Source organism: Ruegeria sp. B1, from assembly GCF_056535885.1.
On the sequence record NZ_JBQFJA010000001.1, the window covers coordinates 1,540,169 to 1,552,444 of the forward strand.

At 59.9% G+C, this 12,276-nt stretch carries 10 protein-coding genes and 1 tRNA gene; 8 read left to right on the forward strand and 3 right to left on the reverse strand.

Annotated elements, in window-relative coordinates; translation table 11 throughout:
- The first annotated feature begins 13 nt into the window (after window positions 1-13).
- Complete coding sequence (locus ACR3ES_RS07385) at window positions 14-1,300, forward strand: FAD-dependent oxidoreductase (RefSeq protein WP_170428685.1); 1,287 nt, start codon at window positions 14-16, stop codon at window positions 1,298-1,300.
- Between the two features lie 4 nt (window positions 1,301-1,304).
- On the opposite strand, the gene ACR3ES_RS07390 is transcribed toward ACR3ES_RS07385, so the two are convergent.
- The gene (locus ACR3ES_RS07390) at window positions 1,305-2,009 is read right to left on the reverse strand and encodes an SDR family oxidoreductase (RefSeq protein WP_170428688.1); all 705 of its coding nucleotides are present in this window, start codon (window positions 2,007-2,009) and stop codon (window positions 1,305-1,307) included.
- Window positions 2,010-2,058: 49 nt separating this feature from the next.
- On the opposite strand from ACR3ES_RS07390, the gene ACR3ES_RS07395 reads away from it, so the two are divergent.
- Window positions 2,059-2,964 (forward strand): LysR substrate-binding domain-containing protein, encoded by a 906-nt coding sequence (locus tag ACR3ES_RS07395; protein WP_480425129.1) that lies wholly within the window; start codon window positions 2,059-2,061, stop codon window positions 2,962-2,964.
- Here the strand turns inward: ACR3ES_RS07395 and ACR3ES_RS07400 are convergent.
- A complete protein-coding gene (locus ACR3ES_RS07400; RefSeq protein WP_170428691.1) occupies window positions 2,961-3,857 on the reverse strand; it encodes a LysR family transcriptional regulator in 897 nt (298 codons plus the stop codon). The two genes, ACR3ES_RS07395 and ACR3ES_RS07400, sit on opposite strands and share 4 nt — an antisense overlap.
- A gap of 75 nt (window positions 3,858-3,932) precedes the next feature.
- On the opposite strand from ACR3ES_RS07400, the gene ACR3ES_RS07405 reads away from it, so the two are divergent.
- The 5 genes from ACR3ES_RS07405 to ACR3ES_RS07425 all read left to right on the forward strand — a co-directional run bounded on the left by ACR3ES_RS07405 (window position 3,933) and on the right by ACR3ES_RS07425 (window position 11,107).
- Window positions 3,933-7,145, forward strand: coding sequence for a reductive dehalogenase (locus ACR3ES_RS07405; RefSeq protein WP_480425130.1), 3,213 nt, complete (start codon window positions 3,933-3,935; stop codon window positions 7,143-7,145).
- 126 nt (window positions 7,146-7,271) lie between these two features.
- Window positions 7,272-8,138 (forward strand): FAD binding domain-containing protein, encoded by an 867-nt coding sequence (locus tag ACR3ES_RS07410; protein WP_480425564.1) that lies wholly within the window; start codon window positions 7,272-7,274, stop codon window positions 8,136-8,138.
- Window positions 8,135-8,614, forward strand: a complete 480-nt coding sequence (locus tag ACR3ES_RS07415) for a (2Fe-2S)-binding protein (RefSeq protein WP_170428700.1) — start codon at window positions 8,135-8,137, stop codon at window positions 8,612-8,614. Before ACR3ES_RS07410 ends, ACR3ES_RS07415 begins: the two co-directional genes overlap by 4 nt.
- Complete coding sequence (locus ACR3ES_RS07420) at window positions 8,614-10,869, forward strand: xanthine dehydrogenase family protein molybdopterin-binding subunit (RefSeq protein WP_170428703.1); 2,256 nt, start codon at window positions 8,614-8,616, stop codon at window positions 10,867-10,869. Before ACR3ES_RS07415 ends, ACR3ES_RS07420 begins: the two co-directional genes overlap by 1 nt.
- A complete protein-coding gene (locus ACR3ES_RS07425; RefSeq protein WP_170428706.1) occupies window positions 10,862-11,107 on the forward strand; it encodes a MoaD/ThiS family protein in 246 nt (81 codons plus the stop codon). The genes ACR3ES_RS07420 and ACR3ES_RS07425 overlap by 8 nt, the downstream gene beginning before the upstream one ends.
- Here the strand turns inward: ACR3ES_RS07425 and ACR3ES_RS07430 are convergent.
- Window positions 11,104-11,808 (reverse strand): DUF374 domain-containing protein, encoded by a 705-nt coding sequence (locus ACR3ES_RS07430; protein WP_170428709.1) that lies wholly within the window; start codon window positions 11,806-11,808, stop codon window positions 11,104-11,106. The genes ACR3ES_RS07425 and ACR3ES_RS07430 overlap by 4 nt on opposite strands.
- Window positions 11,809-11,951: 143 nt before the next feature.
- Here ACR3ES_RS07430 and ACR3ES_RS07435 point away from each other — a divergent pair.
- Window positions 11,952-12,027 (forward strand) — tRNA-Trp (locus ACR3ES_RS07435).
- Window positions 12,028-12,276 lie beyond the last annotated feature (249 nt).

The following is a 12,276-nucleotide window of genomic DNA, read 5'->3' on the forward strand; positions in this document are numbered from 1 at the left end:
ATTTGTGCGCAACATGTCGAGGCTCAATGTGACCTACCCCGAACATGCCATGTGGCGCGAGACGTGTCGCGAAACGCTAGACACGCCGCCGCTGACCAACGATCTAACGGTTGACCTCGCCGTCATTGGAGGCGGGTACACGGGATGCACCGCTGCGCTGACAGCGGCACAAGCTGGGGCATCGGTGTGTCTGCTTGAGGCGCAGGATATCGGATATGGCGGATCGGGGCGCAATGTCGGGCTGGTCAATGCCGGGCTCTGGCTGCCGCCCGAGGACATTCGATCTCATATCGGGCATGAGGCTGGCGACCTCCTGATCGACTTGCTGGCGCACGCCCCGGCAGATGTCTTTGAATTGATTGATGCGCATGGGATTGACTGCGGGCCGGTCAGAAACGGAACGTTGCACTGCGCGCATTCTGCTGCGGGGTTTCGGGATCTGCAAACGCGTCATGCGCAGTTGCGCGCGTCTGGCGCACCGGTCGAACTGTTATCCTCGGAAATTGCGCAAGCCCGAACCGGCAGCGGTGCCTTTCACGGGGCGCTGTTTGATCCGCGTGCGGGCACCATACAGCCATTGGCTTATGTGGTCGGGCTGGCACGCGCGGCGAAAGAGACCGGGGCCCAGATTTTTCTAAAGAGCCCGGTGCAGGCCATGCAGCATCACAACGATGAATGGATTCTAACCACACCCGGTGGCAAAGTCCGTACCAAGGCGGTTATCCAGGCCACCAACGCGTATCATCAGGGGTTGCATGAGACTTCGCCAGCTTATGTGCCGGTGTATTACTTCCAATATGCGACTGCGCCGCTGTCACATAACCTGAGAGCTGGCATTCTGGCGCATGGCGAAGGCTGCTGGGACACCGGCCTGATCATGACCTCGTTCCGATTAGATCAGGACGGGCGTATGATCATCGGCGGCATGGGCGATCTGGCGCAGGCGGGTCGTGCTGCGCATACAGGCTGGGTCAGGCGCAAGTTGGATAAGCTCTACCCACAGCTTGCAGATGAGCCGCTGGTGCAAGGCTGGCATGGACGCATCGCCATGACGTCGGACCATATTCCCAAGATCACCGAGTTTGGACCCAACGCCCTGTCGGTTCACGGGTTTTCGGGGCGTGGCATTGGCCCTGGAACGGTGTTCGGACGGATGATGGCAGACGGTCTGCTGAGTGGTGATTACACGCGCCTCCCAGTGCCTCCGGTCTCGGAGCATAGGGAAAGCTGGACAGGGCTGCGCCGCGCGTTTTTCGAAACAGGTGCGGCGTTGACGCACGCTTTAAGGGCGCGGTTCTGACCTATCAGACCGAACGGGTGATGCCGCCGTCGACGCGGATGTTTTGCCCGGTGATGTATCCGCCGCCTTCGGATGCCAGCAGGGACACGACCGATGCGATCTCGTGGTAACTGCGTCCGTAGCGGCCCATGGGAATGCGGGACCGGAATTCCTCTTTCTCTGGCAGGCTGTCGATGAAACCGGGTAAGACATTGTTCATCCGTATATTCTCGGCTGCATACCTGTCCGAATACAGTTTGGTGAACGCCGCCAGACCGGCCCGAAATACGCCCGACGTTGGAAAAACCGGATCGGGCTCGAACGCGGCAAAGGTTGAGATGTTGATGATCGACCCGCCGCCTTGCGCTTGCATGATCGATGTCACCAGCCGCGTGGGGCGCACGGCGTTCATAAAGTACACATCCATGCCGGTGTGCCAGTCTTCGTCTGTCAGTTCCAGCACCTCCGCGCGCGGCCCATGACCCGCCGAGTTGACCAGCACGTCGACCCTTCCCCAATGGGCCATCGCGGCGTCCACCAGTTTCTGCAGATCGTCGTTGGACTGGTTCGAACCGGTAATGCCAACGCCACCCAGTTCATGTGCGAGCGCCTCGCCCTTGCCGGATGAGGACAGCACACCAAGCTTGAACCCATCGGCGGCTAGTCGACGGGCCGCATCCGCGCCCATGCCGCTGCCACCCGCTGTAATAAGTGCCACTTTGTCGGTCATTGAATGCTCCATTCCGAGTTTGCCCAAAGGATGCGGGAGGGCGTCCAATTTGACCAATCAGTTCTTCTGCTCTAAGGCTGTAGAAAATCTACTGCGTATCGACATGCCAGCTTTGCCGCCTCTGAATGCCTTGCGCGCCTTTGAAGCCTCGGCCAGACATCTGAACTTTCGTCTTGCCGCCGAAGAGCTTGGCGTCACGCAGGGCGCTGTCGCGCAGCAGGTGCGCGGGCTTGAGGCGCGGCTGGGCGAGGAATTGTTCGACCGCATGCCGCGCGGTCTAAGATTGACTGAGGCGGGACGGCGCTTCCAGGCGCCGTTGAAACGAGCTTTTCGTCTCATCGAAACGGCAGTCTCGGACCTCACGGCTCAGCGTCAGATAACGATTTCTGTCACACCGAGTTTTGCATCCAAATGGCTGGTTACAAGACTGCCCGACTTCACATCCCGGTATCCGGACATTCAGGTTCAGGTAGATGGGCGCGAAAAACTCGCAGATTTTGCCAATGACGGCGTCGATATTGCCGTTCGCCACAGCTGCGATCCGGTCACCAATGACCTGGACGTCGTGCCGTTATTTTCGACCGAATTGGTGGTCGTTTGCGCACCAGACCTTTCGCAACAGCTTTCAGATGTTTCGGATCTGATGCAGCAGGTCCTTCTCAGCGACTCCCATGGGCTTTGGCCTTTGTTTCTTGAACATGCCGGCGTGCACGGCAAACCCCGCACCATGACGTTCAACCAGACCAGTCTGGCCATTGATGCCGCTGTCTCGGGTCAGGGGTTTGCACTTGCCCCTGCACCGCTTGTGGCGTCGGAACTCGCAACCGGGCGATTGGTCAGACCTCTGGAACAGGTTTTGGAGGATGAGCTTGGCTTTTACGTCGTGACGCCCAAAAGGCCACGCAAGCCTGACCTGGTGGCGAAGATGCGAGACTGGCTGCTGTCCCAGACCTAAAGCGCCGACGCAATGTCCTCAATCCGGGCCCTCAACCAGCGATGCGCGGGATCGTTGGCGGAACGCTGATGCCAGACCATGTAGATCGAAACCGGCTCGCAGTCGAAAGGCAGCGGTGCGCAGTTGAGCGTCGCAAGCGGGCCGTCTTTCATGAGCAGCGTGTCCGTCGAAATCAGGGTGCTGCCCCTGATGAAAGGGGGGATCGCGTTGAAATGCGGCAAAGTCACCGTCGGTGGACGAATCCTGGTCTGATCCACGCCATGCATGACGGCCCGGGCGTTGCGACCGTCCGGGAAACGCACCTCGACATGCTCGCTTGCGCAATAGGCCTGCCAGCTGTCCGGAGGCGTGCGCATGGACGCATCGTAGAACACCATAAGTGGGCTGGTGAGCAGTCTTTTCTGGAATATATCCGGTCCGTCAGGCGGCAGCGGCGTCAGCATCAACTGGCACCGATCGCTGCGCAATAGCTCCCGCCCCGGAACGCCTGAGGGGATGAACTCTAGTTGCAGCCGAACGCCTTCAGCACGTGTCGCGCGCAGCAGTTCGGGAAAGATCAACTCTCGCGGCATGTCATTCGTGGCAATCCGGACTGTGATCTCTTCGGCCATCGGGTCAAACGGGCGTTCTTCGGTCAGCGCCCGCATACTGTCCAACACGCCTTGCACAGGGTCTTTCAGGGCCAAGGCACGCTCCGTCGGGGTCAGGCCCTGTCCCGATCTGACAAACAACGGATCGCCCAGAACCTGCCGCAGCTTGGCGAGCGTGTGGCTGATCGCCGATTGTGTGACACCCATCCGGTCTGCAGCCTTTGAGACAGAGCTTTCTTCGAGGATGGTCAGGAATGTGCGCAGCACTTTTCCATCCAGATCGGTGAAATCAATTTTGCTCATATCATCTATGACTAGTCATGAATGGTTTTACTGTCCACTGTGGGCTAGGTGGTCAAATAGGACAGGAGGCGCGCAATGGGGATCCGCTTTTTCTCGGACAAGAATCGGCCCGTTCATATGGGGCCGTACCCGTTGGAGCGTTTGGCTCGGCAGGACCTTATGCCCGACTTGTTGATGGTACCCCCGAACCCCGAACTCAGCTTTCATCGCCCCGAGCAGCCGGAAAGCATCGTCAATGCCATGGGCGAGTTTCAGGCCATGTTGGACACGATCCGGGCTGGCATCTTGAACGCGGCGGTCGCGGATATCCCGGCAGACCCGAAAACCCGCGCAGATCATCTCAAAGCCTTCGGCTATTTCAATGACGCGTCGATGATGGGCTGTGGGCCGCTTCCATCCTCCGCTCTTTTGGATCAGCCGCGTCGCAACCCGGATATTGACCGGCTGGCCTATGCCCTGCGCACGCGCCAGACAAAGACGCTGGCGTCGGGGATCGACGTCATCATGGCCGATCTGAAAGATAGCATGGAGACCGCCCCAGGGCCGATAGACACGCATCGTCACGCAATCGTTTTCCTGTACGAACACAACCGTGACCCGGAGCCCGAGGAACCCGGTGCGGATTGGATCATGGACGCGCAGGCTCATCGTGCTTGCCTGCTGGCCACCGAGAACGCCGTCGTGATCGCCAATTACATTCGCTTGCTTGGGTTCGATGCGCGCGCGCATTCGACCGTGTCCTCAGAGGTTGATCTGGGCAAACTGGCGGTTGCCGCCGGTCTGGCCACCGTCGAAGATGGCGAGCTTGTTACCCCTTGGCTGGGCAAGCGGTTCGGTTTGGCCGTTGTCACCACCGAGATGGAGATCGCGCATGACCGGCCGTTACAACCGATGGCGCACCAACCCTGGTTCCGGACCAAAGGCCCTGCATGGTGGCTTGGAACCGGCTTTGCCAAAAGCGCGCTGAACCGAGATTCGTACGCCAAACGGCGCTACGTGAACGGGGCGCATCCGTTTGAAAAGCTCAGGCGCGTGGACGATCCGACCACTTACATTGATGAAGACAACGTGGCCCGCGTACCCAAACGGGCCGACATGTTTGCCCGCGCCCAATTCGGAGATATGGGCAAACCCCTGCAGGATGCGGCCAAAGGCGGGTACTATGTCCGCAAATCAGCGCCAAGCTTCGCGCAGCGCCGGGCCTTGGGTGCTTTTGTTTTGCTTCAGGATGGGGAAAGCGCCGACACCGCCAGGCCCACGGATGCCGAGCGCAACGCAGCAAACATCAAGGCGGCGAGCTACTTTTTAGGTGTCGACGCCGTTGGGCTGAGTCGGTGCCCGGACTGGACCTGGTATTCACACGACGCGACCGGCGAAGAGATTGACCCACCCCACGACCAAGCCGTCAGCATGATCATCGATCAGGGCTATGAGACCATGGAGGGGGCCAGCGGAGACGATTGGATCAGTGTAGCGCAGTCCATGCGCGCCTATCTTCGCTTTTCCCTGCTCGGCGGCGTCGTTGCGCAACAGATCCGCAACCTCGGCTACAAAGCCAAGGCGCATACGGTCATGGATGGCGAGGTATTGCAGCCGCCTCTGCTGCTGCTGTCGGGGCTGGGCGAGGTCAGCCGGATAGGTGAGGTTATCCTCAACCCCTATCTCGGGCCGCGTCTGAAATCCGGCGTTGTGACAACCGACATGCCAATGACGCATGACAAGCCCATTGACTTCGGTCTGCAGCGCTTTTGCGAAAGCTGCAACAAATGTGCGCGGGAATGCCCCTCGGGCGCGATTACGGCCGGGCCAAAGCTGATGTTCAACGGCTACGAAATCTGGAAATCCGACAGCCAGAAATGTGCGACCTACCGGATCACGACCCCCGGGGGATCGATGTGCGGGCGATGCATGAAGACCTGCCCTTGGAACCTCGAAGGGGTCTTCAAGGAACGCCCCTTTCGCTGGGCAGCAATGAACCTGCCGCAGGCCGCACCGGCTCTGGCAAAACTGGACGATGCTGTTGGTAACGGCGGATTGAACGACACCAAGAAATGGTGGTGGGATATCGAACTGCAGGAGGACGGGTCCTACCGTCCCTCGGTTCATCCTTTGAACCGCAGGGATCTGCAACGAGATCTGGACCTGAAATACGAGGACCAGACACTTGCCGTTTACCCCGCCTATCTGGCCCCGCATCCCTGGCCGTATCCGTTTGCGATGGACCGCGAGGCCGGGATTGCGGCCTATCAGGCAATGGTCCCAGCAGACGAGTACAAGGCCCGAAAGGCGACAGGTGATGTGACTGTCATTCATCGGTATCAGATCGCTGGCGACGCGCCGGTGATGCGGGTCGAGTTGACCAGGGTCGAGAAAATGGCCGCTGATGTGACCAAATACGAGTTTTCGGCGATGGATGGCGCGCCGTTGCCAGACTGGACGGCGGGGTCGCATCTCGACGTACTGGTTGCGCCAGAGTTCTTGCGGCAATACTCGATGTCAGGTGATCCTGCGGATCGTTCCTCCTATCAGATCGGTGTTCTGCGCGAGGACGATGGACGCGGCGGGTCGGCATTGCTTCACCGCGTTTTTTCCGAGGGCCGCAAGGTTTTTGTCTCGAAACCAATCAATCATTTTGAGCTGGACGAGACAGCAACGAAGACGTTTCTGATGGGCGGCGGCATAGGAATCACCCCAATGATTGCCTTTGCGTATCGGCTGCATGCGCTGGGCCGGGACTTCGTCCTGCACTATTCGGCGAGCACGCGCCAAGGAGCAGGTTACACGCAAGATCTCGCTTCGATGCCATGGGCGGATCGCGTCCACTATCACTTTTCGAACGAAGGCACGCGCGCCGAGTTTGACGAGATTCTGGCTGGCTATGAGGACGGATGGCATGTCTATACGTGTGGACCAGATCGGTACATGGACGGCGTGATGCAGGCGGCGGAGAAACAGGGTTTTCCCGAAGAGGCGCGGCACCTGGAGTATTTCTCGGTTCCCGAACAGCCAGAGTATGAAAACCACCCCTTCACTTTGAGGTTGGCGCGGTCGGGACGGGAGTTGTTGGTCCCCATAGAAAAGGACGCGGCCCAGGTGCTGAACGAAGCGGGCATTCACGTAGATGTAAAATGCTCGGATGGTATCTGCGGGGTCTGCAAATGTGGTGTGATCTCGGGAGAAATCGAGCATCGGGACTTCGTTTTGTCCAAGAAACAACGCGGGGATTCGATGATCCTGTGCCAGAGCCGCGCCGCAGATCCCGACGGTGTTATTGAGATTGATCTTTGACATAGCGCAGAAGCGACATTGCGAGGCGCAAAAATAGGTCGTTCCAGCCATGGACGCCGGCAGGTGGCTGCACTAACGTCCATGCGGACCCCAGTGAACCCTGATCAACAGGCGCGAGGTAAATTCATGGATTATCACAGCCCTGCCAGTTTTGCCGAAGCGTCGGCTCTGGCCGCACAAGCGACGGGCACCACACGATTTCTGGCTGGCGGCACAGATGTTCTGGTCCAGCTGCGCTCAGAAGTGGTGACACCTGATACGCTGATAGACGTCAAGAAAATCAAAGGCGTACACGACATCACACGCAACGCGGACGGCAGTTGGACGCTGGGTGTCGCGACATCCGGTGCCGAGATGAGCGAACATGCCGAATTGACGCAAGACTGGCCGGGTCTGGTCGAGGCGATGGACCTGATTGGCTCGACGCAGGTGCAGGGTCGGGCAACGCTGACGGGGAACCTGTGCAATGGGTCACCGGCGGCTGATTCCGTGCCCGCCATGATGGCCGCAGGTGCCACGGTGACCGTGACTGGCCCCGATGGAACACGCACCATTGCGGTCGAGGATATTCCGACCGGTCCGGGCAAGACGTCTTTGGGCAAGGGCGATGTGATTTCCGCCGTCAACATCCCGGCCCGTGGCGAAAACGGCGGCGATGCTTATCTGCGTTTTATCCCGCGCACCGAGATGGACATCGCCGTTGTCGGCGTGGGTATCAGCTTGCGCGTGGACGGGGACACTATCATCGAGGCCCGTGTGTCGTTGGGCGCTGTCGCACCTACTGTGTTGCTGGCTGAGGCATGCGCCAAGGCGATCATCGGCACTACGCTAGACGATGCCGCACTTGATGCTCTGGCGTTGGCCGCGTCCGCGGCCTGCAACCCGATTGATGACAAGCGTGGCACGATCGAATTCCGCACTGAGGTGGCCGGTGTTCTGGCCAAGCGTGCCGCAAAAATCGCCTATGCCCGGGCAAAGGGAGAAACAGTATGAGCAAGCTCCACGTTTCCACTCAGGTAAACGGCGACGCCGTGGATTTTCTGTGCGATCCGCGCGAAACCCTGTTGGATTGCCTGCGCGACAAGCTGAATCTGACCGGGGCCAAGGAAGGCTGCGGCACCGGCGATTGCGGGGCCTGCTCGGTCACGGTTGATGGGCGTCTGGTCTGTTCCTGCCTCATGTTGGGTGTCGAGGCGGACGGCAAGCAGATCGAAACCGTCGAAGGCATCGCAGATGGCGGTGTCCTGCACCCGTTGCAGAAGAAGATGATCGAATATGCCGCCCTGCAATGCGGCATCTGCACTCCGGGCATTCTGGTCGCGGCCAAGTCGCTGCTGGAAAAGAACCCAAACCCAACCGAAGAAGAAACCCGGTACTGGCTGGCGGGCAACCTGTGCCGCTGTACTGGCTATGACAAAATCATTCGCGCAGTGATGGACACGGCGGCTGAGATGCGGGAGGCGTCATAATGGCTCTGGACGATCGCAAATCTGAATTCACTTTTGTTGGGACGAGACCAAACCGACCCGACGGGCTGGATAAGGTGACAGGCCGCGCCAAATTCGGCGCGGATATCACGGCGCCCGGAATGCTACATGGCGCAATCCTGCGTTCGCCCCATGCCCATGCGCGGATCATCAAGATCGATGCGTCTAAGGCCGAGGCGCATAAAGACGTCAAAGCCGTCGTAACCCGAGCCAATTTCGCCGATGTTCCGTTCAAGCCCGGTTTGGAAGGCGAATTCTGGAACGTACTGGAAAACGTCATGGCGGGTGAAAAAGCGCTTTATGATGGTCACGCGGTGGCAGCTGTGGCAGCCACATCCGCCCTCGCGGCGCGCGATGCGCTGAAACTGATCGAGGTCGAATACGAGGTCCTGCCCCATGTTACCGATGTGGACAAGGCGATGGCCCCGGACGCGCCGATCATCCGCGAAGGGGCTGCGGATTATTCTGTGCCCGAGGGGATGCACCCGAACGTGGTGCGGTATCACGAAAGCGGCCATGGGGATGTCGAGGCTGGGTTTGCCGAGGCGGATCTGGTCATCGAAGACAGCTTTGTGACCGAAGCGACCCATCAGGGCTATATCGAACCCCATGCCTGTCTGGGCATGTTGGGCAATGACGGCAAGGGTGAGCTGTGGTGTACAACGCAGGGCCATTGGGTCGCGCAAAAAACCTGCGCGGCGCTGCTGGGCATTGAAACCTCGCAACTGCGCGTGACTGCCTCGGAAATCGGCGGCGGCTTTGGTGGCAAGACCACCGTCTTCATCGAACCGGTTGCGCTGGCGCTCAGCCGCAAGGCCAACCGTCCGGTCAAGATCGTGATGAGCCGGTCCGAGGTGTTCCGGGCAACCGGTCCGACATCCTCGGCCTCGATGGACATCAAGATCGGGATGAAAAAAGACGGCACCATTTCCGCAGCGCAGGGTGTGTTCCGCCTGCAGGGCGGGGCTTTCCCGGGTGCTCCGGGAGACATGACCGCGATGTGCGCCTTTGCGCCCTATAATCTCACCAACGTGCATCAGGTCGGGTATGACGTCATGGCCAATCGGCCGAAGCAGGCGGCCTATCGTGCCCCGGGTGCACCGATGGGGGCGTTTGCCGTCGAATCCGTTATAGACGAGCTGTGCAACAAGCTGGGCCTTGACCCGATCGATGTACGGCTGAAAAACGCGGCACATGAGGGGACCAAGGCCAGCTATGGCCCGACCTATGAAAGGATCGGCCTGGTCGAAACGCTGGAGGCCGCGAAAGTGCACCCGCATTACTCGGCGCCCCTCGAACCGGGGCAGGGGCGCGGAATTTCCTGCGGGTTCTGGTTCAACCACGGCGGCGAGACGTCGGTTTCGCTGGCGTTGTCCGAGGACGGTTCGGCGCAGTTGATGGTTGGTACGCCGGACATTGGGGGCTCGCGGGCGTCCATGGCGCTGATGGCCGCCGAAGTTCTGGGCATTCCCTACGAGAACATCCGTGTCACCATCGCCGACACCGCAACGCTGGGTTACAACGATGTCAGCCACGGCTCGCGCGTGACCTATGCCAGTGGTCTGGCCACGATCAAGGCGGCACGGCACGCAGTCGAGAAATTGTGTGGACGGGCAGCCGCGAAATGGGGCATCCCGGTCGACGCGGTGAAATGGGAAAACGGTAGCGCGGTGCCGTCCGGTCCGAATGCCGGTGACTTTGACCCGATGCCGCTGGCGGACATCACCGCCGATATGGGCGCAACCGGCGGGCCGATCTCAGGCCATTTCGAAGCGACGCCCGAGGGCGCAGGCGTCTCCTTCGGGACGCATATCGTCGATGCCGAGGTCGATCCGGAAACCGGCAAGACCAGTGTCACGCGATACACCGTGATTCAGGACGCAGGCAAAGCGATCCACCCGACTTATGTGGAAGGCCAATATCAAGGCGGAGCTGCACAGGGCATCGGTTGGGCCCTGAATGAGGAGTACATTTACGGCGAGGATGGGCGCCTGCAGAACTCGATCTTCCTCGACTATCGCATTCCCGTCGCCAGTGACCTGCCGATGATCGACACGGTCATTGTCGAAGTCCCGAATCCGGGCCACCCGTTTGGCGTACGCGGAGTTGGCGAAACCGGCATTGTGCCTCCACTGGCCGCCATCGCGAATGCGGTTTCAAACGCGGCAGGTGTGCGGATGAAGCAACTGCCGATGTCGCCGCCGCGCATTCTGGCTGCGTTGAAGGACAATGGTTGAGGTCCACCTCTGGTCCGGCCTCCGGTCTTTGACCGGGGGCCTGCAGGTGGTGGAGGTTCAAGCCAGCACCACGGGAGAATTGCTCAAAGAACTGGTGCGGACCCATCCACAACTACAGGGTCCAATTGATGCGGGTGTCTCCATCGCCATCAACGGGCGTGTGATTGCCAGCGGGCTTACCGAACCGATTCCCGAAGGCAGCGAAGTCTACCTGATGCAGCGGCTTAGGGGCGGTTAGGCACCAGGCGACCACGGCTTGCGCCCGACCATCCGGTCAGCTTCTGCCGTGATGTCGTTCATGTGGGTCTCAAGACTTTGCCGCAAAACCTCGATCTCTTCCTCATTGGCTTTGCGCGGCACGGTGTCCGTCCACTCCCGGCACAAAAAGACACCTTCGTTGCGCCAGGGCCGTGGCATCAGCAACCGATCCCAGGTACCTGCTTCGCCACCATACCGCGTCGAATATGTGATGCCGAAGACCCGTTTCCCGGACGAGCGGGCCCAGACCAGGGGCACGGTTGACGACACGCGTTTCGGACCCCGGGGACCGTCGGCGGCAATCCCGATCGAGATGCCCTGTTTCATCTTTCCCAACACCTCGCGGGACAAGGCGACGTGGCGCTTGTGGCTGGACATGGCGATCGTGTCCATCCCGAACAGTTGTTGCACGCGCCCGACCATGCTGCCAGCCCGCGCGGCCGACGTAATCGAGCAGATGCGCCCCTTGTCCAAGGGAAAGAAATAGGGCGATTGCGCAAGTCGTTGATGCCACAACACAACGATGACCGGTTCGGCCTGCTCTGCAAGCTTGTCCAGTTCCTCATACCCGATGCGCTGCCACCGGGTATTGCGGTGCACCATCCGGATATAGCCGGCAATCCGCCGCGCAGCCCAGTTTAGAACCGCTTCGCTGTTGGCAATGTTCTGGCGGAGGCTCAAGGCCGGTGTCCTTCTGCTGACCAAAGCTTGTCTTAAAGAACTGCGCGCCACGCGCAACTTGTTTGTCCGGCCATGACCCGTTTGGGATTGTGAAAAAGCCTCTTGAGTCCGCTGCGCGGCTGGCATATCTGGTGTCGCACCACAGGGGTATAGCTCAGTTGGTAGAGCGACGGTCTCCAAAACCGTAGGTCGCGGGTTCGAACCCTGCTGCCCCTGCCATAAAAGATAATCATTTTTTCCGGTTTCCCAGCGGTCAATTTGACCCGGTGAGAGTCACTTTGGGACTTTTGTTTCCGTTATCCGCAGTTTCGGCCTTTAGACGGTCGCTTCCGCAAGCGTTGTATTCCATCTCCGAGAGCGCCAGTCCAAATTGGTCTCAGTCGACCCGGGAGTATGCTTGGGGATCGGGCGTGACTTTGACTTCCTGTCATCTTACAATTGCCAACCGTGCAGCCCGAAAGCGCATGT